This window comes from Streptomyces sp. NPDC029152 (genome assembly GCF_055564355.1).
Genome location: NZ_JBVHWR010000001.1, coordinates 329,898 through 352,292 on the forward strand (window position 1 = coordinate 329,898; position 22,395 = coordinate 352,292).

19 protein-coding genes and 1 pseudogene are annotated in these 22,395 nt (G+C 73.3%); 8 read left to right on the top strand and 12 right to left on the bottom strand.

Going from position 1 to position 22,395, the window contains the following annotated elements:
- Nucleotides 1-116: 116 nt before the first annotated feature.
- The 6 genes from rbsD to ACZ4V6_RS01480 all read right to left on the bottom strand — a co-directional run bounded on the left by rbsD (nucleotide 117) and on the right by ACZ4V6_RS01480 (nucleotide 6,789).
- Nucleotides 117-506 carry a D-ribose pyranase gene (rbsD, locus tag ACZ4V6_RS01455; RefSeq protein WP_467821717.1) on the bottom strand — a complete coding sequence of 130 codons (390 nt, stop codon included), beginning with the start codon at nucleotides 504-506 and terminating at the stop codon, nucleotides 117-119.
- A gap of 28 nt (nucleotides 507-534) precedes the next feature.
- Nucleotides 535-1,440 (bottom strand): ribokinase, encoded by a 906-nt coding sequence (locus ACZ4V6_RS01460; protein WP_467821718.1) that lies wholly within the window; start codon nucleotides 1,438-1,440, stop codon nucleotides 535-537.
- Nucleotides 1,441-1,532: 92 nt separating this feature from the next.
- Nucleotides 1,533-3,488: an ABC transporter permease/substrate-binding protein gene (locus ACZ4V6_RS01465; RefSeq protein WP_467821719.1), complete on the bottom strand. Its 1,956-nt coding sequence runs from the start codon at nucleotides 3,486-3,488 to the stop codon at nucleotides 1,533-1,535.
- Nucleotides 3,478-5,052, bottom strand: coding sequence for a sugar ABC transporter ATP-binding protein (locus tag ACZ4V6_RS01470; RefSeq protein ID WP_467821720.1), 1,575 nt, complete (start codon nucleotides 5,050-5,052; stop codon nucleotides 3,478-3,480). Before ACZ4V6_RS01470 ends, ACZ4V6_RS01465 begins: the two co-directional genes overlap by 11 nt.
- Nucleotides 5,039-6,088, bottom strand: coding sequence for a LacI family DNA-binding transcriptional regulator (locus tag ACZ4V6_RS01475; RefSeq protein WP_467821721.1), 1,050 nt, complete (start codon nucleotides 6,086-6,088; stop codon nucleotides 5,039-5,041). Before ACZ4V6_RS01475 ends, ACZ4V6_RS01470 begins: the two co-directional genes overlap by 14 nt.
- 215 nt (nucleotides 6,089-6,303) lie before the next feature.
- On the bottom strand, nucleotides 6,304-6,789 hold the full coding sequence (locus tag ACZ4V6_RS01480; RefSeq protein WP_467821722.1) for a carboxymuconolactone decarboxylase family protein: 486 nt from the start codon (nucleotides 6,787-6,789) through the stop codon (nucleotides 6,304-6,306).
- A 174-nt stretch (nucleotides 6,790-6,963) separates the two neighbouring features.
- Between ACZ4V6_RS01480 and ACZ4V6_RS01485 the strand changes: the two genes are divergently transcribed.
- Nucleotides 6,964-7,911, top strand: coding sequence for an RNA polymerase sigma-70 factor (locus ACZ4V6_RS01485; protein ID WP_467821723.1), 948 nt, complete (start codon nucleotides 6,964-6,966; stop codon nucleotides 7,909-7,911).
- Between the two features lie 50 nt (nucleotides 7,912-7,961).
- Here the strand turns inward: ACZ4V6_RS01485 and ACZ4V6_RS01490 are convergent, their stop codons facing one another.
- Nucleotides 7,962-8,678: a TetR/AcrR family transcriptional regulator gene (locus tag ACZ4V6_RS01490; protein ID WP_467821724.1), complete on the bottom strand. Its 717-nt coding sequence runs from the start codon at nucleotides 8,676-8,678 to the stop codon at nucleotides 7,962-7,964.
- A gap of 190 nt (nucleotides 8,679-8,868) precedes the next feature.
- On the opposite strand from ACZ4V6_RS01490, the gene ACZ4V6_RS01495 reads away from it, so the two are divergent.
- The 3 genes from ACZ4V6_RS01495 (at nucleotide 8,869) to ACZ4V6_RS01505 (ending at nucleotide 11,974) form a co-directional block, all read left to right on the top strand.
- Nucleotides 8,869-10,557, top strand: coding sequence for an amidohydrolase (locus ACZ4V6_RS01495; RefSeq protein ID WP_467821725.1), 1,689 nt, complete (start codon nucleotides 8,869-8,871; stop codon nucleotides 10,555-10,557).
- 56 nt (nucleotides 10,558-10,613) lie between these two features.
- Nucleotides 10,614-11,231, top strand: coding sequence for a TOPRIM nucleotidyl transferase/hydrolase domain-containing protein (locus ACZ4V6_RS01500; protein WP_467821726.1), 618 nt, complete (start codon nucleotides 10,614-10,616; stop codon nucleotides 11,229-11,231).
- An 89-nt stretch (nucleotides 11,232-11,320) separates the two neighbouring features.
- Nucleotides 11,321-11,974 carry a DUF7691 family protein gene (locus tag ACZ4V6_RS01505; protein ID WP_467821727.1) on the top strand — a complete coding sequence of 218 codons (654 nt, stop codon included), beginning with the start codon at nucleotides 11,321-11,323 and terminating at the stop codon, nucleotides 11,972-11,974.
- A 63-nt stretch (nucleotides 11,975-12,037) separates the two neighbouring features.
- On the opposite strand, the gene ACZ4V6_RS01510 is transcribed toward ACZ4V6_RS01505, so the two are convergent.
- Entirely contained in the window at nucleotides 12,038-12,649 is a 612-nt protein-coding gene (locus tag ACZ4V6_RS01510; protein WP_467821728.1) for a hypothetical protein, read from the bottom strand.
- A 95-nt stretch (nucleotides 12,650-12,744) separates the two neighbouring features.
- On the opposite strand from ACZ4V6_RS01510, the gene recD2 reads away from it, so the two are divergent.
- Both recD2 and ACZ4V6_RS01520 read left to right on the top strand, forming a co-directional pair.
- Complete coding sequence (gene recD2 / locus ACZ4V6_RS01515) at nucleotides 12,745-15,003, top strand: SF1B family DNA helicase RecD2 (RefSeq protein ID WP_467821729.1); 2,259 nt, start codon at nucleotides 12,745-12,747, stop codon at nucleotides 15,001-15,003.
- A 243-nt stretch (nucleotides 15,004-15,246) separates the two neighbouring features.
- Nucleotides 15,247-16,545, top strand: a complete 1,299-nt coding sequence (locus ACZ4V6_RS01520) for a citrate synthase (protein ID WP_467821730.1) — start codon at nucleotides 15,247-15,249, stop codon at nucleotides 16,543-16,545.
- A gap of 564 nt (nucleotides 16,546-17,109) precedes the next feature.
- Here ACZ4V6_RS01520 and ACZ4V6_RS01525 read toward each other — a convergent pair.
- Both ACZ4V6_RS01525 and ACZ4V6_RS01530 read right to left on the bottom strand, forming a co-directional pair.
- Nucleotides 17,110-19,365: a heavy metal translocating P-type ATPase gene (locus ACZ4V6_RS01525; RefSeq protein ID WP_467821731.1), complete on the bottom strand. Its 2,256-nt coding sequence runs from the start codon at nucleotides 19,363-19,365 to the stop codon at nucleotides 17,110-17,112.
- 112 nt (nucleotides 19,366-19,477) lie between these two features.
- A complete protein-coding gene (locus ACZ4V6_RS01530; RefSeq protein ID WP_467821732.1) occupies nucleotides 19,478-19,717 on the bottom strand; it encodes a heavy-metal-associated domain-containing protein in 240 nt (79 codons plus the stop codon).
- A 221-nt stretch (nucleotides 19,718-19,938) separates the two neighbouring features.
- Between ACZ4V6_RS01530 and ACZ4V6_RS01535 the strand changes: the two genes are divergently transcribed.
- Entirely contained in the window at nucleotides 19,939-20,976 is a 1,038-nt protein-coding gene (locus tag ACZ4V6_RS01535; protein WP_467821733.1) for a zinc-dependent alcohol dehydrogenase family protein, read from the top strand.
- On the opposite strand, the gene ACZ4V6_RS01540 is transcribed toward ACZ4V6_RS01535, so the two are convergent.
- Both ACZ4V6_RS01540 and ACZ4V6_RS01545 read right to left on the bottom strand, forming a co-directional pair.
- Entirely contained in the window at nucleotides 20,963-21,547 is a 585-nt protein-coding gene (locus tag ACZ4V6_RS01540; protein WP_467821734.1) for a GNAT family N-acetyltransferase, read from the bottom strand. The two genes, ACZ4V6_RS01535 and ACZ4V6_RS01540, sit on opposite strands and share 14 nt — an antisense overlap.
- A gap of 50 nt (nucleotides 21,548-21,597) precedes the next feature.
- Complete coding sequence (locus ACZ4V6_RS01545; protein WP_077801771.1) at nucleotides 21,598-21,789, bottom strand: helix-turn-helix transcriptional regulator; 192 nt, start codon at nucleotides 21,787-21,789, stop codon at nucleotides 21,598-21,600.
- A gap of 451 nt (nucleotides 21,790-22,240) precedes the next feature.
- Between ACZ4V6_RS01545 and ACZ4V6_RS01550 the strand changes: the two are divergent.
- Nucleotides 22,241-22,331: pseudogene (locus ACZ4V6_RS01550) on the top strand (5-deoxy-glucuronate isomerase); the annotation flags it as partial.
- Between the last annotated feature and the right edge of the window lie 64 nt (nucleotides 22,332-22,395).

The following is a 22,395-nucleotide window of genomic DNA, read 5'->3' on the forward strand; positions in this document are numbered from 1 at the left end:
GTGTGTGAGCGACGGAAGAAAAGGCGAGGGTCCCCTCCCCCCCCCCCCCCCCCCCCCCCCCCCCCCCCTCTTCCCCCCCCCCCCCCCCCCCCCCGCCCCCCCCCCCCCGCGCCCGGTCAGAAGAAGACCCCGCAGCGCAGCAGCACGTTCGCGTACGGGCGGGCCTCGCCGGTGCGGACCACCAGGCGGGCACCCGCCGACAGGTCCTTCAGGCGTTCGTGCGGGACCAGTTCCAGGGCGGGGCAGCGCTCGTCGAGCAGCGCCGCGGTCTTTGGGTTGGCCTCCCGCACCTCCGTCGCCGCCGTCGCGCCCTCGATCACCAGCTCGGCCAGCAGGCCGTCCAGGACCTCGGCGAAGGACGGCACCCCGGCGCGGAAGGCCAGGTCGACCACGCGCGGGCCGTCCGGGACCGGCATGCCCGCGTCGCAGACGAGGACGCCGTCGCCGTGGCCGAGTCCGGCGAGGGCGCCGGCGAGGTGGCGGTTGAGTATCCCGGCCTTCTTCACGACGCGCCCTCCCGTCCGGCTTCCCCGCTCACAGCGCCTCGACCTCCGCCGCCGTCGGGTACGACGCCTGCGCCCCCGCCTTCGTGACCGCCGCCGCGCCCACCCGCGCCGCGTACGCCGCCGCCTCGGCGAGCGAGGCACCCGTGCCGAGCCGCCAGGCCAGCGCCGCCGTGAACGCGTCACCGGCGCCCGTGGTGTCCACCGCGTCCATCTTCACGGACGGGACGCGGGAGACGCCCTCGGCCGCCGAGGCGACCAGCGCGCCCTCGGCGCCCAGGGTCACGACCACCGAACGCGGCCCCTTGGCCAGCAGCAGGCCGGCCCAGTCCTCGGGACGCTCGCTCACACACGCGTCGCCGAGGACCACCCTCGCCTCGTGCTCGTTGACGATCAGCGGGTCGCAGGCCGCCAGCACCTCCTGGGGGAGCGGCCGCGGCGGTGACGGGTTCAGCACGAGGCGGCTGTCCGGCGCCAGGCTCCGGACCACCTCCCCGACCGTCTCCAGCGGGATCTCCAGCTGCACCGACACGACCCGGGAGGCGTGGAAGAGGCTGGCGGCGGCGCGGACGTCCCCCGGGGTCAGGCGGCCGTTCGCGCCCGGCGAGACGACGATGCTGTTGTCCCCGGACGGGTCGACGGTGATCAGCGCGACGCCGGTCGGGGCACCGCCCACCAGCACGCCGACCGTGTCGACACCGGCCGCCCGCTGCGAGTCCAGCAGCAGCCGGCCGTAGGAGTCGTCGCCGACCCGGGCCAGCAGGGCCGTACGGGCACCGAGCCGGGCGGCGGCCACCGCCTGGTTCGCGCCCTTGCCGCCCGGGTGGACGGCCAGGTCGGTGCCGAGCACCGTCTCGCCGGCGCCCGGCCGCCGCTCGACGCCGATCACGAGGTCGGCGTTGGCCGACCCCACGACCAGCAGGTCGTAGTCGTACATGAATCGCTCCCCGATCCGAGTGAATCCGAGTGAATCCGAGTCGGGCGGGCGGTCCTCGTGACCGCCCGCCCGCGCACGGCCGTGCGCCCGTGTCAGCCCTCGAAGCCGGCCACGTTCTCCTTGGTGACGACCTTCACCGGCACCTTCACCATCTTCTCCACCTTCTTGTCCTCGGCGGCCCGCAGCGCGTTGCGCACGGCGATCCTGCCCAGTTCCTTCGGCTGCTGCGCCACGGAGGCGTACAGCGTGCCCGCCTCGACCGCCTTCAGCCCGTCCGGAGTGCCGTCGAAGCCGACGACCTGGACCGACGTGCCGGCCTTGGAGCCGAGCGCCTTGACCGCGCCGAGCGCCATCTCGTCGTTCTCGGCGAAGACACCGTCGATGCCGGGGTGCGCCTGGAGCAGGTTCGTCATCACGTCCAGGCCCTTGGTGCGGTCGAAGTCCGCGGGCTGCTCGGCGACGACCTCGACGCCCGGGTAGGCCTTCAGACCGGCCGCGAAGCCCGCCCCGCGCTCCCGGCTGGCGGAGGTGCCGGCCTGGCCCTGGAGGATGACGATCGTGCCCTTGCCGCCCAGCTTCTCGGCCAGCGCCTTGGCGCCCAGCGCGCCGCCCTCGACGTTGTCGGAGGCCACCAGCGCGGACGTGTCCGCCTTGTTGACGCCGCGGTCCACGGCGACGACGGGGATGCCGGCCTTGTTCGCGCCGCGCACCGCGGGGCCGGCGGCGTCGGAGTCCACCGGGTTGACGATGACCGAGGAGAGGGAGCCGCTGGTGAAGTTCTGGAGCTGGTTGGCCTGCTGCGAGGCGTCGTTCTGCGCGTCGGTGACCGTCAGGTCCACGCCCAGCTTCTTCGCCTCCTCCTGCGCGCCCGCCCGGATCTGCACGAAGAACGGGTTGTTGAGCGTCGACAGCGACAGGCCGATCTTCTGCGTCTTGCCGGCCGACGAGCCGCTGTGCAGCAGCGAGGTGGCGCCGACGACCGCGACGGCCACGACCGCGGCGATCACATAGGTGAGGGCCTGCTTGCTCCTGCCCCCGTCACCGGACGCCCCGGCCGCGGGAGTGGTCGCGCCCGCCTTGCGCCGCAGCGTGTCCAGCAGCACCGCGAGCGCGATGACGACACCGATGACGACCTGCTGCCAGAACGCGGAGACGGACAGCAGGTTGAGGCCGTTGCGCAGCACCGCGAGGATCAGCGCGCCGATCAGCGTGCCCGACGCCTTGCCGGTGCCGCCGGCCAGCGAGGCACCGCCGATGACGACGGCGGCGATGGCGTCCAGCTCGTAGCCCTGCGCGGCCTGCGGCTGCGCGGAGGACAGCCGGGAGGCGAGCACGATGCCCGCGGCCGCGGCGAACAGCCCGGAGAAGGCGTAGACGGCGAGCTTCTGCCGCTTCACGCGCAGGCCGGACAGCCGTGCGGCCTCCTCGTTGCCGCCGATGGCGTACATGGAACGGCCGATGTAGGTCCGGCCGAGGACGAACGCCGTGACCAGCCCCATCACGATCATCACGAGCACCGGCACGGGCAGCCAGCCGCCCAGCGTGTCGCCCAGGTGGGAGACCGAGTCCGGGAAGGCGATCGGCGAGCCCTGCGAGATGACCAGCGACAGACCGCGGCCCACCGACAGCATGGCGAGCGTCGCGATGAACGGCGGCAGCTTCCCGTACGAGATGAGGAAACCGTTCACCAGGCCGCAGGCGATGCCCGTCGCGATGGACAGCACCACCGCGAGCACGACCGGCATCCCGGCCTCGGTGGCGCTCCACGCCAGCACGGTGGCCGACAGCGCGGCGACCGAGCCGACCGACAGGTCGATGCCCGCCGAGACGATGACGAAGGTGACGCCGAAGGCGAGGATCGCGGTCACGGCGGCCTGGACGCCGACGTTGAGGAGGTTGTCGGCGGTCAGGAAGTCGCCCGACAACGCCGACATGGCGACGACGAGGACGATCAGCGCGGTCAGCGCGCCGTTGTCGAGCAGCAGGCGGCGCAGACCGCCCGTGGCGCCCTGCGCGCCCGGCTTGCTCTTGAGCGTGTCAGTGGCCACCGGAGGCCTCCGTTCCGTTGCTGTGCGGGGAATCGCTGTGCGGGGAATCGCTGTGCGGGGAGTCGCCGTGGGGGGTGCTGACGGCGAGCGCCATCACGGCGTCCTGCGTGGCCCGTTCGGCGGGGAGCTCGCCCGCGACCCGGCCCTGCGCCATGACCACGACCCGGTCGCTCATGCCGAGCACCTCCGGCAGGTCGCTGGAGATCATGAGCACGGCGGCACCGGCGGCCGTCAGTTCGTTGATGAGCTGGTAGATCTCGACCTTGGCGCCGACGTCGATGCCGCGGGTCGGCTCGTCGAGGATCAGCACCCTGGTGTCCGCCAGCAGCCACTTGCCGATGACGACCTTCTGCTGGTTGCCGCCGGACAGGGTCCGCACGTGCTGGCCGAGACCGGCCATCCGCACGCCGAGCTGCCCGGCGATCCGCCCGGCCGCCTCGCGCTGGCCCTTGAGGTCGACGAGCCCGGCGCGGGAGGCGGACCTCAGCGTCACCAGGCCGAGGTTCTCCTCGACGGAGGCGTCGAGGACGAGACCCTGCCCCTTGCGGTCCTCGGGGACGAGCCCGATCCCGGCCGCCATCGCGGCGTTCACGTCGTGGCGGCGCAGCGGCGCGCCCGCGACGTGCACGGTCCCGGCGTCGTAGGGATCGGCGCCGAACACGGCGCGCACGACCTCGGTCCGCCCGGCCCCGACGAGGCCCGCGATGCCGACGACCTCGCCGGCCCGCACCTCGAAGCCGACGTCGTGGAAGACGCCGTCCCGGGTCAGTCCCTCGACCTTGAGCAAGGCCTCGCCGGCGGCGCCGCGTTCGCGCGGGTACTGCTGCTCGATCGACCGCCCGACCATGAGGCGCACGAGCTCGTCCTCGGGCGTGGAGGCGGGCACCTGGCCGACGCTCCGCCCGTCCCGGATGACGGTGACCCGGTCGCCGAGGGCGGCGATCTCCTCCAGGTGGTGGGTGATGAACACGATCCCGACGCCGTCCTCGCGCAGCCGCCGCACGATGGCGAACAGCTTCTCGACCTCCTCGGAGGTGAGCACGGCGGTCGGCTCGTCCATGATGAGCACGCGCGCGTCCAGGCTGAGCGCCTTGGCGATCTCCACCATCTGGAGCCGGGCGATGCCCAGTTCGCGCACCCGCGCCCGCGGCGACACGTTCACGCCGACCCGCTCCAGCAGGACGGCGGCATCGGCGTCCATCCTCTTCCGGTCGATCATCCCGAACCGGCGCGGCTGGCGCCCCAGGAAGATGTTCTCGGCGACCGTCAGGTCGGGGACGAGGTTGAACTCCTGGTAGATGGTGGCGATGCCGAGCCGCTCGGCGTCCTGCGCGCCGTTGACGCGCACCTCCTCGCCGCCGGCCAGGATGCGCCCGGCGTCGGGCGTGTAGGCGCCGGAGAGCATCTTGATGAGGGTGCTCTTCCCGGCGCCGTTCTCGCCGAGGAGCACATGCACCTCGCCCCGGCGCAGGTCGAAGTCGACGCTGTCGAGCGCGACGACACCGGGGAAGGTCTTGCGGATGCCCTCGATGCGCAGCAACTCGCCGGGATCACGGCTGCTCACGGCGTACTCCTTCGTACGGGGACGGGGACGGGTCGTGCGGGGAGACGGCCTCGCCGCAGGAACGGCGGACGACGAGCCGCGCCGGCAGGGTGACGGACTCGCCGGCCCCTCCCTCGATGCGGTCGACCAGCGCGCGCACGGCGGCCCGCCCGAGGTCGCCCGTGGGCTGGGCGATCGCGGTGATCGGCGGATCGGTGTGCACGAACCAGCGGATGTCGTCGAACGCGGCGAGCGCGATGTCGTCGGGGACGCGCATGCCCCGCGCGCGTACGGCGTCCAGGGCGCCGAGCGCCATCAGGTTGTCGGCCGCGAAGACGACCTCGGGCGGTTCGGGCAGGTCGAGGAAGCCCTCGGTGACCCGGCGGCCGCTGCCGGCCTGGAAGTCGCCCTGGCCGATGTAGGCGTCGGGCAGGGGGAGCCCGTACGCGCCGAGCGCCTCGCGGAAGGCGTCCACCCGCTCGCGGCCGGTCGTGGTGGCGGCGGGCCCGGCGATGATGGCGAGCCGCCGGTGCCCGAGCCCGTGCAGGTGCGCGACCAGGTCCCGTACCGCCGCCCGCCCGTCCGACCGGACGACGGGCACGTCCACGCCGGGGATCCAGCGGTCGACGAACACCATGGGCGTCCCGGCGCGCGCGGCGTCCAGCATGCGCGGGGAGCCGCCGTCGGTGGGGGAGACGAGGAGCCCGTCGATACGGCGGTCCAGCAGCGTCGTGACGTGGTGGTCCTGGAGGTCGGGCCGCTCGTCGGCGTTGCCGATGATGACGCTGTAGCCGAGCGCGCGGGCCTCCTCCTCGACGGAGCGGGCCAGTTCGGTGAAGTACGGGTTCAGCACGTCGCTGATGACCAGGCCGAGGGTGCGGGTCTGCGCGGTGCGCAGGGACCGGGCGACGGCGTTCGGACGGTAGCCCAGTGCCTCGACGGCGGCCAGCACGCGGGTGCGGGCGTCCGGGCTGACGGACGGGTGGCCGTTGAGGACGCGCGAGACCGTCGCGACGGACACGCCCGCCTCGGCGGCGACGTCCTTGATGCTCGCCATCGCCGTTCCACCTCCTTGTGGAATCGATTACACGGAGGATTGGAATCGATTACACGGGTGGATGGCAAGGGGCGGAGGGGCGGCTGAGACCCAATCGTGACCGAGGTCCGGCGGCGCGGCCGGGTGCGCGGAGGCCGGCCCGGACGCGCGGCGGCCCGGCCCGGGACCGCAGGATCCCGGGCCGGGCCGGACCGGAGGCGTGCGCCGCGGGGCGGTCAGCCCATCGCGGCGGCGAACATGCCGGCCTCGTAGGAGCCGCCCTTCTGACGCGTGATCACGGCCATCCGGTTGGCCGCGTTGATCAGGGCGACCAGGCAGACCAGCGCGGCGGTCTGGTCGTCGTCGTAGTGCTTGCGCACCAGGGCCCAGGTCCCGTCGGACACGCCCTCGTGGGCGTCGGCGAGCCGGGTGCCCTCCTCGGTGAACGCGAGTGCGGCCCGCTCGGCCTCGGTGAAGACCGTGGACTCGCGCCAGGCGGCGACCAGGTGGAGCCGGACCTGGCTCTCCCCGGCGGCCGCGGCCTCCTTGACGTGCATGTCGATGCAGTGACCGCAGCCGTTGATCTGGCTGGCCCGCAGTGACACCAGCTCCTGCATGGAGCGCGGCAGCGCCGATTGGTGGACCAGCATGCCCGCGCCGGCGAACCGCTTGGCGAACCGGGTGCCGAACTCGTTCTCGAAGAGGTTGAACCGGGTGTCCATGGTCTCGTCCTCACTGTGATGCGTACGGAACGCACACAGGACGCCGACGCCCCGCTCCGCGTGACAGCACCGCCGTGTGACCCATGTCACCGCGTGCGGGCGTCACGGGCCGGCGGTGACCGGCGTCCTGTGCGCAGGACACCGTCGGAGGCGAACGAACGGGAGCGGTTGGTCATGAGCGAGGACAACGGCCGGGACGGACAGGGCGGGGACGCGGCGGCCGAGCGGCTCGGCGGCGTGCGCGCGGACGCCGCCACCGAGGCTTTCGTCACCCACCGCAACCTCCTGTTCACCGTCGCCTACGAGATGCTCGGCTCGGCCGCCGACGCCGAGGACGTCCTCCAGGAGACCTGGCTGCGGTGGGCGGGGGTCGACCTCACCGAGGTGCGCGACCCGCGTGCGTACCTGGTCCGGATCACCACCCGGCAGGCGCTGACCCGGCTGCGCGCGCTCGGCCGCCGCAAGGAGTCCTACGTCGGCTCCTGGCTGCCCGAGCCGCTGCTCACCACGCCCGACGTGGCCGAGGACGTCGAGCTGGCCGACAGCGTCTCGATGGCGATGATGCTGGTCCTGGAGACGCTGACGCCGACCGAGCGGGCGGTGTTCGTGCTCCGCGAGGTCTTCGACCTGGACTACGACGAGATCGCCGATGCCGTCGGCAAGAGCCCGGCCGCCGTCCGCCAGACCGCGCACCGGGCCCGCGCGCACGTCGCGGCACGCCGGCCGCGCGGGGCCGTGTCGCCGACGGAGGGCCGGGACGCGCTCGACGCGTTCCGGCGGGCGGTCGAGACGGGCGACCTCCAGGGGCTGCTCGACATCCTCGCCCCGGACGTCGTCCTGCTGGGCGACGGCGGCGGCATCAAGCAGGCCGTCCTGCGGCCGGTCACGGGGGCCGACAAGGTGGCCCGTCTGATGATCGGCGGACTGATGAAGCAGGGCGCCGCCGTCTCCCTGGGACCGGCCCAGGTCAACGGCCACCCGGCCCTGATCCTCCGGCTCGACGGCGAACTCGACACCGTGATGGCGGTGCGCTTCGACGACGGCCGCATCACCGGGCTCTACGCCGTCCGCAACCCCGAGAAGCTGATGGGCATGCGGCGGGAGACCGCGCTGCACCGCTGAGCGCGTGCCGGTGCAGGACGGCACCGGCGGCACCGGCGGCACCGGTGCGCTCAGCCGGTGTCGCCGGAGCCGCCCCGCCGCCCCTTCGGAGCCCGCGCCGCCAGCGCCTCCAGCATCAGCTCCACCGCCTCCTCGAAGGAGCTCTCCGCCAGCGCGGGCAGCCCGTCCCGCGCCGCCGTCAGCGCCGGGTACGACCGGGGGTCGAGGTCCGCGTAGACGTTGCGCCATGCCGCTCGGTCGGCCTCGCGCTGCTGCCCGGGGAGCGCCTGGAAGGCCGCCTCCGTGGCCGCGTGACTGAGCACGGTGTCGATGAACGCCAGATACAGCCGGGCCGCCGGGACGGGCCCGAAGCCCGCGGACAGCAGCAGGCCGATCCCCGTGTCGACGGCCCGGATCTCGTGCGGGCGCCGGGTGATCCGGTACGACGCCATGGCCGCCGCGCGCGGGTGGGCGAGGTACCCGGCGCGGACCCGCAGGGCCATCTCCCGCAGCGAGGCCAGCCAGTCGTCGCCGGGCGCGAATCCGGCCATCGCGTCGCCGATGATCCGGTCGGCGATGGCGAGCACCAGGTCGTCGGTGTCGTGGAAGTACCGGTAGAGGGCGCTCGGGTCGCAGCCCAGGGCGGCGCCGAGCCGGCGCACGCTGAGCGCGTCGGGACCGTGCTGGCCGATCAGCCGCAGCGCGGTCTCGACGATCAGGTCCTCCGACAGCAGGACTCCGGAACGCGTGGGCCGGCGGCGGCGCTCCCGCGGGACACGGGACGTCACTGCGGGCTCCCTCCCGTCACGGCCGTGCGCGCACCACCACCGGCCGGCCACCGCTCCTCCGCCCGCAGTGAACGACCGCTCCGGCCTTATGTCAACGGGATTGACGCAACAGCGCGCCGGTTGTTCCATCACCTTGCCGCATGGCCCTTCCCGCCCTCCGCCCCCTCCCCTCCCACGGAGTCCACGCCCCATGTCACAGACCCGGCCCACCGCCTCCCCCTCCTCCGGCACCGGACCCGCCGACCTCGTCCTCACCGGGGGACCGGTCCACACCGTCGACCCCGCCCGCAGCCGCGCCACCTCCGTGGCCGTGCGCGACGGGCGGATCGCGGCCGTCGGCCACGACGAGGTGCGCGAGCTGATCGGGCCGCGCACCGAGGTCGTCGACCTGGCGGGCAGGCTGCTGCTGCCCGGCTTCCAGGACGCCCACGTCCACCCCCAGGGCGCCGGTCTCGAACTCGGCCGCTGCCACCTCGGCGACACCACCGACCCGGACGAGTACCTGCGCAGGATCAGGGCGTACGCGGACGAGCACCCGGACGCCGAGTGGATCACCGGCGGCGGCTGGTCCATGGAGGCGTTCCCCGGCGGCACTCCCACCGCCGCCGCGCTCGACGCGGTCGTCCCGGACCGGCCCGTGTTCCTGCCCAACCGCGACCACCACGGCGCCTGGGTCAACAGCCGGGCGCTGGAGCGCGCGGGCGTCGACGGCCGCACCCCCGACCCCGCCGACGGCAGGATCGAACGCGACGCCGCGGGAAACCCCACCGGGATGCTCCAGGAGGGCGCGGCCGACCTGGTGGGCAGGCTGGTCCCGGACCCCACGCCGGACGAACAGCTCGCCGCCCTCCTGCGCGCCCAGTCCGTCCTGCACTCCCACGGCGTCACCGCCTGGCAGGACGCCATCGTCGGCGCCTACACCAACATGACCGACCCGGCCCCCGCCTACCGGGCGGCCCTGGACCGGGGCCTGCTCACGGCCCGCGTCGTCGGCGCCCTGTGGTGGGACCGCGAGCGCGGCGCGGAGCAGATCCCCGAACTCGTGGCCCGCCGCGAGGAGCTGACCCGCGACCGCTTCCGGGCGACCACCGTGAAGGTCATGCAGGACGGCATCGCGGAGAACCACACGGCGGCCATGCTCGATCCGTACCTCACGGGCTGCGGCTGCGCCTCGGACAACAGCGGCATCAGCTTCGTCCCACCGGCGGAGCTCAGGAAGTACGTCACGGAACTCGACGCGGCCGGCTTCCAGGTCCACTTCCACGCCCTCGGAGACCGGGCGGTGCGCGAGGCGCTCGACGCCGTGCAGGCCGCCCGGGAGACCAACGGGTGGCGGGACACCCGGCACCACCTGGCCCACCTCCAGGTCGTCCACCCCGCCGACGTCCCCCGGTTCCGCGCCCTGGGCGCCACCGCCAACCTCCAGATGCTGTGGGCCGCCCACGAACCGCAGATGGACGAGCTGACCCTGCCCTTCCTCGGCGCCGAACGCGGCACCCGGCAGTACCCGTTCGGCGACCTGCTGCGGGCCGGCGCGACACTGGCCGCGGGCAGCGACTGGCCGGTCAGCAGCCCCGACCCGCTCGAGGCCGTCCACGTCGCCGTGAACCGCGTCGTCCCCGAGGCGCCCGAGGGCACCCCGGTCTTCCTCCCCGGGCAGCGCATCGACCTGGGCGCCGCCGTCGCCGCGTACACGGCGGGCAGCGCCCACGCCAACCACCTCGACGACATCACCGGCAGCATCACGGCCGGCAAGGCGGCCGACCTGGTCGTCCTCGACCGCGACCCGTTCGCCGGGCCGCCCGAGGAGATCGCCGCCACCCGCGTCCTGGAGACCTTCGTGGCGGGCCGGCGCGTGTACGCGGCCCCGGACGCGTAGGCGCTCCGCGGGAAAATCCCTACCGCGGCGGCCGCGCAGGACGCAGACTCGGGTCCATGGCGGACATGGGGTCGTTCCGGGACGCGGTCACCGCGTGGGCGGCCGGGGCCCCCGGCGGGCCCGCGCGCGAGCTGGCCGGGCGGCTGTCCGTGCGGACGGCCGTCCTGCTCGAAGGCCTGAGCGACGCGGCGGCGGTCGACGCGCTGGCCGAGCGCCGGGGACGGGACCTGGCGGCGGAGGGGGTCTGCGTCCTGCCGATGGGCGGCGCGATGAACGTCGGCCGCTTCGCCCGCCTCCTCGGCCCGGCCGGCCTGGACCTCCGCCTCACGGGCCTGTGCGACGAACGGGAGCGCGGCTACTACGAGCGCGCCCTGGACCGTGCGAACGCCGCCCCGCACGACCTCTTCGTCTGCGCGGCCGACCTGGAGGACGAGCTCATCCGCGCGCTCGGCGTGTCACGGGTGACGGAACTCGTCGAGGCGGAGGGCGACCTGCGCGCCCTCCGGACCTTCCTCCGCCAGCCCGCGCAGCGCAGCCGCACCGCCGAGCAGCAGGTGCGCCGCTTCCTCGGCACGAAGAAGGGCCGCAAGATCCACTACGGCCGCGTCCTCACCGAGGCCCTCGACCCCGGCCGCGTCCCCGCCCCGCTGGCCGGTCTGCTCGCCGGTCTCTGACCGCCCGCCCGCCGGTCTGCGACCACCTGCCCGACGGTCCGGCCGCGGGTCCCCTCCCGTTGTCAGTGGCGGCAGGCAGTATGACGATCATGAGCCGGATCATCTCGTACAGCACGGCCGACAAGGCCGACGTCCTCGCCTTCCTGGGAGCCGCCGACGGCCTGACGGCGGACCGGCGACGTCGTCTCGGCGCCATGCGGGAGAAGGCGCAGGAGCACCAACGCGGCCTGGAGGACCAGGGCATCGACCTGGGCCTGTCCGTACCCGACGCGCTCGACCACCTGGTGGCCGGCCACGCGAGCTCGGAAGCCGAGCACGCGGCGAGCGCCTACCACCGCGCTCTCCAGCACATCATCGACCACAACGCGTCCGACCCCGCCGAGCTGGGCGTGTACTCCAGGCCCTCCACCTTCTTCGGCCTGCTCGACGAGGAACTGCGCCGTCTGGGCGTGAGCGCCGACCTCCTGCTGCACGACCACCTCTTCTCCGGGCCGCCGGAGGAGATCCCCTTCTCCGTCCCCCACCCCGTGGACGGGCCGCACATCGGCATGTTCCCGCTGGCCAGGGCGAAACCGGCCGCCGACGCCTACCGCGCGGTCCTGGACCGCGTGGACGAGGGCTTCCGGTACGACGTCGAGGTGGTGATCGAGATGCTGGAGACCGAGCACGGGGAATGGGAGTACGCGACGGAGAACACCGGCTGGTACACCCAGGACACGATCTTCTTCTCCACGACGGGCTGATCGGCGGCGGCCGCACGCCGGCCGCTCACGCCGCCGTCCGCGGCAACGGCTTCCCCGAGGTGTTCAGGGAGCCGCCGGGGCGTCCGGGTCCGGCCACGTCGCCACGAGGTCCTGCCGGTCCGGGAACCGGGGGCCGCCGATCCTCTCCCGCGCCGCCTCCCCGTTGAGCCAGCACACCTCCTCGGGACCCCCGTCGCCGAAGTCGAACAGGCAGCACACACCGCCGGCCGCGGCGGTGAGGCCGGTGAACGTCTCCCTGATGCTCGCCGACCGCGCGAACAGGCGGCTCATCCCCGACGTCGGCGCCCAGAACTCCAGTGCCGTGTAACGGGGGTGAAGGAAGGACGCGAACCGGACCGTCAGGTAGACGTACCCGATCCGGACCCGTCCGTTCTCCTCGGCCGGCAGGCCGTACGACTCCCCGTAGGCGCGCACCGCGTCGTCCACGCCGAACATGAGGGACGTGTCCAGGTCGAGCGTGTCGCTCGTGGAGCAGTCGACCGGCTCGCCGCGGCCGCCGGAGGTGAACGGGAGGACGATCCGGTCGCCGCCGGGCAGCGTGACGTCCAGCGGCGGCACGTCACGGGACGGGGGCGCCAGCCCGGCCAGGGCGGCCAGCGCCCTCGCGACGTTCCGGGGGCGCAGGTAGATGTCGTAGCCGTAGGACAGTCCCATGCTTCCCCCTCCGCCGGGCCGGACCGAACCGCAGGTGCGCATGATCCTGCCGGACCGGCCGCCCCCCTGTCACACCCCACGGGTACCGTCGGACCATGCCCAACCAGCCCGCAGCCGCCGCCCCCGGCGAACGAAGGCTCGCCGTTCTCGAAGGCGTCCTGGAACGCATCACGTACGCCAACGAGGAGAACGGCTACACGGTCGCCCGCGTCGACACCGGCCGGGGCGCCGGCGACCTGCTGACCGTCGTCGGCGCGCTGCTCGGGGCGCAGGTGGGGGAGTCCCTGCGGATGGAGGGCCGCTGGGGGTCCCACCCCCAGTACGGCAAGCAGTTCCACGTCGAGAACTACACGACCGTCCTGCCCGCCACCGTGCAGGGCATCCGGCGCTACCTCGGCTCCGGCCTCGTCAAGGGCATCGGCCCGGTCTTCGCCGACCGCATCACCCAGCACTTCGGGCTCGACACCCTCACCGTCATCGAGGAGGAGCCCAAGCGGCTCATCGAGGTCCCCGGCCTCGGCCCCAAGCGGACGAAGAAGATCGCCGACGCCTGGGAGGAGCAGAAGGCGATCAAGGAGGTCATGCTCTTCCTCCAGACCGTCGAGGTGTCGACGTCCATCGCCGTGCGCATCTACAAGAAGTACGGCGACGCCTCCATCTCCGTCGTGAGGAACCAGCCCTACCGCCTCGCCGCCGACGTCTGGGGCATCGGCTTCCTCACCGCCGACAAGATCGCCCGGTCCGTCGGCATCCCGCACGACAGTCCGGACCGGGTGAAGGCCGGCCTCCAGTACGCGCTGTCGCAGGCCACCGACCAGGGGCACTGCTACCTCCCCGAGGAGAAGCTGATCGCCGACGCGGTCAAGCTGCTCCAGGTGGACACCGGCCTGGTCATCGAGTGCCTCGGCGAGCTGGCCGCCGAGCCTGAGGCGGACGGCGAGGACCCCGGCGTCGTCCGGGAGAAGGTCCCCGGCCCGGAGGGCGGCGACCCCGTCACCGCCGTCTACCTGGTCCCCTTCCACCGTGCCGAGCTGTCCCTCGCCTCCCAGCTGCGGCGCCTGCTGCGCACCGACGAGGACCGGATGCCCGCCTTCCGGGACGTCGCCTGGGACAAGGCGCTCGGCTGGCTGGGGGGCCGTACCGGCGCCGACCTCGCCCCCGAGCAGGAGGCCGCCGTCAAGCTGGCGCTGACCGAGAAGGTCGCCGTCCTCACCGGCGGTCCCGGCTGCGGCAAGTCCTTCACGGTCCGGTCGATCGTGGAGCTGGCCCGCGCCAAGAAGGCCAAGGTCGTCCTCGCCGCCCCGACCGGCCGCGCCGCCAAGCGCCTCGCCGAGCTGACCGGCGCCGAGGCGTCGACCGTGCACCGCCTGCTGGAGCTCAAGCCGGGCGGTGACGCCGCCTACGACCGGGACCGCCCCCTCGACGCCGACCTCGTCGTGGTCGACGAGGCGTCCATGCTGGACCTCCTCCTCGCCAACAAGCTGGTGAAGGCCGTGCCGCCGGGCGCCCACCTGCTCTTCGTCGGGGACGTCGACCAGCTGCCCAGCGTCGGCGCGGGGGAAGTGCTCCGCGACCTGCTGGCCGACGGCAGCCCCGTCCCGTCCGTCCGCCTCACCCGGGTCTTCCGCCAGGCCCAGCAGTCCGGTGTGGTGACGAACGCGCACCGGATCAACGCCGGGCAGCACCCCGTCACCGACGGCATGAAGGACTTCTTCCTCTTCGTCGAGGACGACACCGAGGAGGCCGGCCGGCTCACGGTCGACGTGGCCGCCCGCCGCATCCCGGCCAGGTTCGGGCTCGACCCCCGCCGGGACGTCCAGGTCCTCGCCCCCATGCACCGCGGCCCCGCGGGCGCCGGCACGCTGAACGGGCTGCTCCAACAGGCCGTCACCCCGGGCCGCCCCGACGTGCCCGAGAAGCGGTTCGGCGGCCGGGTGTTCCGCGTCGGCGACAAGGTCACCCAGATCCGTAACAATTACGACAAGGGCGAGAACGGCGTCTTCAACGGCACCGTGGGCGTGGTCACCTCGCTCGACCCGGTGGACCAGCGCCTCACCGTGCTGACGGACGAGGACGAGGAGGTCGCGTACGACTTCGACGAGCTGGACGAACTGGCCCACGCCTACGCGGTGACCATCCACCGCTCCCAGGGCAGCGAGTACCCGGCGGTGGTGATCCCCGTGACCACCGGCGCCTGGATGATGCTCCAGCGGAACCTGCTGTACACGGCGGTCACCCGGGCCAAGAAGCTGGTCGTCCTCGTCGGCTCGCGCAGGGCGATCGGGCAGGCGGTGCGCACGGTTTCCGCCGGGAGGCGCTGCACGGCGCTCGACTTCCGGCTCGCGGGCTCCTGACCGGGAAGGTCCACGCCCCGCCCGTCCGCCGCCGGGAAAAAAATGATCGATCAAATGAGTCGCAAAGGTCACAGAGCCCTTCCGGAAGGGAAGGAGAGGGGGCAGGATGGGCAAGTTGGCGGCACTCAGTGCCGCCGATAGGCCCGATGGTCGACCCCGAGTGCACTCTCCTGAGCCAAGTGGGGGATGGTAGAGACAGTCAGGGCACCTCGAAGATGAGGCACTACGTCGGTGAGGGAAGACGTGAGCGAGCACACCAACAACTCGGTAGTACTGCGGTACGGCGACGGCGAGTACACCTACCCGGTGATCGACAGCACCGTCGGTGACAAGGGCTTCGACATCGGGAAGCTCCGCGCCCAGACCGGTCTGGTGACGCTGGACAGCGGTTACGGCAACACCGCCGCCTACAAATCCGCCATTACGTACCTGGACGGCGAGGCGGGCATCCTCCGGTACCGCGGCTACCCGATCGAGCAGCTGGCGGAGCGTTCCTCCTTCGTGGAGGTCGCCTACCTGCTGATCAACGGTGAGCTGCCCACCGTCGACCAGCTGGCCGCGTTCAAGGGCGAGATCACGCAGCACACCCTGCTGCACGAGGACGTCAAGAACTTCTACAAGGGCTTCCCGCGCGACGCCCACCCGATGGCCATGCTGTCCTCGGTCGTCTCCGCGCTGTCCACGTTCTACCAGGACAGCCACAACCCCTTCGACGAGCGCCAGCGCAACCTCTCCACGATCCGGCTGCTCGCCAAGCTCCCGACGATCGCGGCCTACGCGTACAAGAAGTCGATCGGCCACCCGTTCGTCTACCCGCGCAACGACCTCGGCTACGTCGAGAACTTCCTGCGCATGACCTTCTCCGTCCCGGCGCAGGAGTACGAGCTCGACCCGACGGTCGTCGCCGCCCTGGACAAGCTGCTGATCCTGCACGCGGACCACGAGCAGAACTGCTCGACCTCCACGGTCCGCCTGGTCGGCTCCTCGCAGGCGAACATGTTCGCCTCGATCTCCGCCGGCATCAACGCCCTGTGGGGCCCGCTGCACGGCGGCGCCAACCAGTCGGTGCTGGAGATGCTGGAGGGCATCCGCGACTCCGGCGGCGACGTCGACTCCTTCATCCGCAAGGTGAAGAACAAGGAGGACGGCGTCCGTCTGATGGGCTTCGGCCACCGGGTCTACAAGAACTTCGACCCGCGCGCCAAGATCATCAAGGCCGCCGCGCACGACGTGCTCTCCGCCCTCGGCAAGTCCGACGAGCTGCTCGACATCGCCCTGAAGCTCGAGGAGCACGCGCTCTCCGACGACTACTTCGTCTCGCGCAGCCTCTACCCGAACGTCGACTTCTACACCGGCCTGATCTACCGGGCCATGGGCTTCCCGACCGAGATGTTCACGGTCCTGTTCGCCCTCGGCCGCCTGCCGGGCTGGATCGCCCAGTGGCACGAGATGATCAAGGAGCCGGGTTCCCGCATCGGCCGCCCGCGCCAGATCTACACGGGCGTCGTCGAGCGCGACTTCGTCCCGGTCGAGGAGCGCTGAGCGCCCTCTTCGAGGTCCGTGGGCCCCGTACTCGACTCCTCGTCGGGCGCGGGGCCTTCGTGTTCACCGGCCGCGCGCAGCAGAAGGCGCCCCGGCGCCGGTCCCCCCACGGGCCGGCGACCAGGGCGCCTTCCCATGTCCCGGTGCGGATTCCCCCCACGGGATCCGGCCGGGCGTCTGTGAGGACAGCGCCTGAATCGCTGTGTACGTGCTGCAAACGTGCTGCGGTCTGCCGGGACAGCGCACGCCCGGGAGGGCCGCTCAAAGCTTCCCGGTGTACGTGTCCCGGCAACGCATCTCTGGGAAGGTCCCCCAAGACATCCCCAGACGTCAGGTGGCGCCCCCCAAGACGCTGCCTGACATCGCCAACTTAGACCCTCGAACCCCTTCGATGGTTACGTTCGCGTCACTGTGATCTGCGTCTCTTGCATATGTCCGTTAACTACGCAAGAGCCCGTCACGTCGACGGGACCCAGCGTAAGGAAGATGCGTGAGCCTTGTGAAGAGCTTATGTGAGGTGGGAGCCGGACTCCAGAGGCACTTCGCCGCAGTTCGCCCGCGACCTCAGCGAAACGTGCGCAGCCTGAGACTGTTGGTGACGACGAACACCGACGAGAACGCCATCGCCGCGCCCGCGATCATCGGGTTCAGCAGCCCCGCGGCGGCCAGCGGCAGCGCGGCCACGTTGTAGCCGAAGGCCCACACGAGATTGCCCTTGATCGTCGCCAGGGTCCGCCGGGACAGCCGGATCGCGTCCGCCGCCGCCCGCAGGTCCCCGCGCACCAGCGTCAGGTCGCCCGCCTCGATCGCCGCGTCCGTCCCCGTGCCCATCGCCAGGCCCAGATCGGCGGTGGCGAGCGCGGCGGCGTCGTTGACGCCGTCCCCGACCATGGCGACCGTACGGCCCTCGGCCTGCAACCGCCGGACCACGTCGACCTTCTCCTCGGGCAGGACCTCCGCGATCACCTCGTCGACGCCGACGGCCCGGGCGACCGACTCGGCGACCCGCCGGTCGTCCCCGGTCAGCAGCACGGGCGCGAGGCCCAGCCGGCGCAGCTCGGCGACCGCCTCGGCACTGGTCCCCTTCACGGCGTCCGCGACGGCGACGACACCCCGTGCCTCTCCGTCCCAGCCGACCACGACGGCCGTACGGCCCTCCCGCTCGGCCTCCTCCTTGGCGCGGGCCACCTCGTCGGGCAGGTCGTCGTGGAGGCGCCCCACGGCCACCTCGTGGCCCTCCACGCGCCCGCGCACGCCGCGCCCGGGGACGTTCACGAAGTCCGTCACGTCCGGCAGCGCGCCGGCCCGCTCCTCGGCGCCGGCCGCGACCGCGCGGGCCACGGGGTGCTCGGAGGCGTGCTCGACCGCGCCCGCCAGCCGCAGCAGCTGCTTCTCGTCGGTGCCCTCGGCGGCGTACACCTCGTGCAGGGTCATGCGGCCGGTGGTGACGGTGCCGGTCTTGTCCAGGACGACCGTGTCGACGCGCCGGGTGGACTCCAGCACCTCCGGGCCCTTGATCAGGATGCCGAGCTGGGCGCCGCGGCCCGTGCCGACCAGCAGCGCGGTCGGCGTGGCGAGGCCGAGCGCGCACGGGCACGCGATGATCAGCACGGCGACGGCCGCGGTGAACGCGGCGACCGTGTCCCCGGTGGCGCCCAGCCATCCCCCGAAGGTGCCGGCCGCGATCAGCAGCACGACGGGCACGAAGACACCGGAGATCCGGTCGGCGAGCCGCTGCACCTCGGCCTTGCCGCTCTGCGCGTCCTCCACCAGCCTCGCCATCCGCGCGAGCTGCGTGTCGGCGCCGACCCGGGTGGCCTCGACCACCAGCCGGCCCCCGGCGTTGACGGTGGCGCCGGTGACGGTGTCGCCGACGGTCACGTCCACCGGCACCGACTCGCCGGTCAGCAGGGAGGCGTCCACGGCGCCGGAGCCCTCGGTCACGGTGCCGTCGGTGGCGATCTTCTCGCCGGGCCGGACGACGAACCGTTCGCCGACCGCCAGCCGGGACACGGGCACGCGCACCTCCCGGCCGTCGCGCAGCACGGCCACGTCCTTGGCGCCCAGCTCCATCAGGGCCCGCAGCGCGGCGCCGGCGCGGCGCTTGGAGCGGGCCTCCAGCCAGCGGCCGAGGAGCAGGAAGGCGGTGACTCCGGCGGCGGCCTCCAGGTAGATGGCGGAGGCGCCGTCGGCGCGGGAGACGGTGAGGTCGAAGCCGTGCCGCATGCCCGGCATGCCCGCGTCCCCGAAGAACAGCGCCCACAGCGACCAGCCGAACGCGGCCAGCGTGCCGAGCGAGACCAGCGTGTCCATGGTGGCCGCGCCGTGCCGGAGGTTGGTCCAGGCGGCGCGGTGGAAGGGCAGCCCGCCCCAGACGACGACGGGGGCGGCCAGGGTGAGCGAGAGCCACTGCCAGTTGTCGAACTGGAGCGCCGGGACCATCGCGAGCAGGACGACGGGGGCGGCGAGGACGGCCGAGACGACGAGGCGCCGGCGCAGGGCCGACAGTTCGGGGTCGTCGTCCTCCCCGCCTCGCCGCGGCTCGTCCTCGGCGGCGGGTTCCGGTGGCGGCGCGGGCTCCTCGGCGGTGTAGCCGGTCCTGACGACGGTGGCGACGAGGTCGGCGACGGGGGTGGTCGCCGGGTAGGTGATCCGGGCCTTCTCCGTCGCGTAGTTCACCGTGGCGCTCACGCCGTCCATGCGGTTGAGCTTCTTCTCGACGCGGGCCGCGCAGGAGGCGCAGGTCATCCCGCCGATGAGCAGCTCGACCTCGGCGAGGTCCGGTTCGGCGGCCGTGGGTGTGTCCGCGGTGGTGGTCATGTCCGGGCTCCAGGGGGCCGACCGGGCCGGGTGCGGGCGGCCCGTGAGCCGGTGCGGGCGGCCCGGTCGGCGGGGCTGTGGGTGCTGCTGGGGTCGAGGTGAGTGGTGGTGCTCAGGCCCTGCCGACGAGCTCGAAGCCCGCCTCGTCCACGGCGGCGCGCACCGCCTCGTCGTCGAGCGGGGCCTCGGAGACGACCGTGACCTCGCCGGTCGCGGCGACGGCCTGCACCGAGCCGACGCCGGGGATCTCGGAGATCTCGCCGGAGACGGCTCCCTCGCAGTGTCCGCAGCTCATGCCGCTCACCTTGTAGACGGTGGTGACGGAACCCTGGGTGTCGGTCTGGGCGGTCATGTCGTACTCCTCGTCGGGCCGTGCGGGGTCGGGTACCCGTGAGTGGGCGGGTACCCGCGAGTACCGTGGTCCGGCGGCGGACCACGTAATCCCCACTGTACCCCTAGGGGGTATGGAAACCGCTCAGGCTCCCGTCGGGCGGCGGGACCGCCGCGGACGCGGGCCACGGCGGGCACGGGAGCCGTGGCGGCACGCACGGGAGACGGAAGCGGGGACAGCGGATGCGCGCGGTCGTGTTCGAGAGGTTCGGGGAACCGGCCGGGGTGCGGGAGGTGGACGATCCGCAGCCCGCGCCGCACGGGGTGGTGGTCCGCGTCGGGGCCACCGGGCTGTGCCGCAGCGACTGGCACGGCTGGCAGGGCCACGACCCGGACATCACGCTGCCGCACGTGCCCGGCCACGAACTCGCCGGTGTCGTCGAGGCGGCCGGCGACCGGGTGACGGGATGGCGGCCCGGCGACCGGGTCACCGTGCCCTTCGTCTGCGCCTGCGGAAGCTGCGCCGCCTGCGCGGCGGGCGACCGGCAGGTGTGCGAACGCCAGACCCAGCCCGGCTTCACCCACTGGGGGTCCTTCGCCGAGTACGTGGCGCTCGACCACGCCGACGTCAACCTCGTCGCCGTCCCCGAGGACATGCCGTACGCGACGGCCGCCTCCCTCGGCTGCCGGTTCGCCACCGCGTTCCGGGCCGTGGTGCAGCAGGGCCGGGTCGCGGCGGGGGAGTGGGTCGCCGTGCACGGCTGCGGCGGGGCGGGCCTGTCGGCGGTGATGATCGCCGCCGCCTCGGGCGCGCGGGTCGTCGCCGTCGACGTGGCGCCCCGGGCGCTGGAGCTGGCGCGGACGTTCGGCGCGGCCGAGTGCGTGGACGCCGGCCGGACCGGGGACCCGGCGGCGGCCGTCCGCGACCTCACCGGCGGCGGCGCCCACCTCTCCCTCGACGCCCTCGGCTCGCCCGTCACCTGCGCCGCGTCCGTGAACGGCCTGCGCCGCCGCGGCCGGCACGTCCAGGTCGGACTGCTGCCCTCGCCGGACGGCACCACCCCGGTCCCGATGGCCCGCGCCGTCGCCCTCGAACTGGAACTGCTCGGCAGCCACGGCATGGCCGCGCACGCCTACCCGCCGATGCTGGAACTGGTCCGCACGGGCGTGCTCCGCCCCGACCTGCTGGTGACCTCCACCATCGGGCTGGACGCCGTACCGGCCGCCCTGGAGGCGATGGGGACGGCGCCCGGCGCGGGAGTGACGGTCATCGAGCCCTGACGCCCGCCGCCTCCGGCCGGCCGCGGTGGACGGCCCACTCGTGGTCGAGGACGGCCATGAGCACCTCGTCCACCCAGGCGCCGTCCCGCCACGCCGCCTCCCGGCGCACGCCCTCCACCACGAAACCGGCCTTCTCGTAGACGCGCCGGGCCCGCGGGTTGTCCCCGTAGACCTCCAGCTGGATCCGGTGCAGCCCGAGCCGTTCGAAGCCGTGCCCGACGATCAGCCGGGTCGCCTCGGTGCCGACGCCCCGGCCGCGCCCCCGCGGTCCGATCAGGGTGCGGAAGGTGCAGGAGCGGTTCGCCGGGTCCCACTCGTACAGCACGACCTCGCCGAGGAGTTCGCCGTCGGCGGGGTCGGTGACGGCGAGGTCGAGGCGGTCGGGCTGCGCACCGCGCGAGCCGTACCAGCCGCGGAGCCGCTCCGGGGTGAGCTCGCTGTCCGGTGGAAACGTGAAGCGCACGACCTCGGGGTCGTTGACGATCTCCCACATGCGCTCGGCGTCGGCCTCGGTGAACGGCCGCAGGACCGTCCTCTCGCCGGTGAGCACGGGTTTCACGGAGAAGTCCATGGACGGCACTGTGCCCCACGCGGCCGTGGGGCACGGAACGGTTTTCCGCCCTACCGCCCCCGGTTGCGGGGCCGGGACGCCACCCAGGCCCGGACCGTGTCGGCGTACCAGTAGGGCTTTCCGCCCTCCACGTGGTCGGGCGGGGGCAGCAGACCGTGCTTGCGGTACGAGCGCACGGTGTCCGGCTGGACCCGGATGTGGGCCGCGATGTCCTTGTAGGACCAGAGCCTTCGGTCGGTCACGGAACGCACCTCCCCGCGCGCACCGCGGCGGCGGCCGGGGACGGCCGCCGGGGGGAGCCGGGTGCTGCGCTGGCGATCACCAAGCCTGTTCCGGGTGAACGACGTCCGGTGACGGGTGGTCAGGCCCCGTTCCCGGGTGTGACCGAAGGACCGCACGCTCGTGACACCTGTGACACGGGGGTGGTGTTCGTGACACGAATGCCGCAAAGGCCTGCCCCGGGCCCCGGGCGAGCGGGGCCGGCCCCGGGGCGGCGGACCGCCGCATGCGCGCGGACGGCCCGCCACCCGGAGTACGTCGTCCGAATGTCCGGACAAAACATTGACACGCTCCGTGCGCGGGGCTAGAAACCGGGGAGGACCCACGGCCGGGTACGGAGGGAACGCGATGGCGCACGACCCGATCACCGGGGGCGGCAGCCCGTTCCCGCTGTCGCCGCCACCCCCACGAAACGCCTCCGGCGCGGGAAGGCCGCTTCGCCCTGGCAGGAGCGAAGGGCGCGCGACGACTCCCCGCCCGCCTCGGCCCCGCGCCGGAGGTTCCGCCGCACTGCCCCACGTGTCCACTCGGACACCCGAACCGCATACACAGTGTCGGGCGCGCGAGCG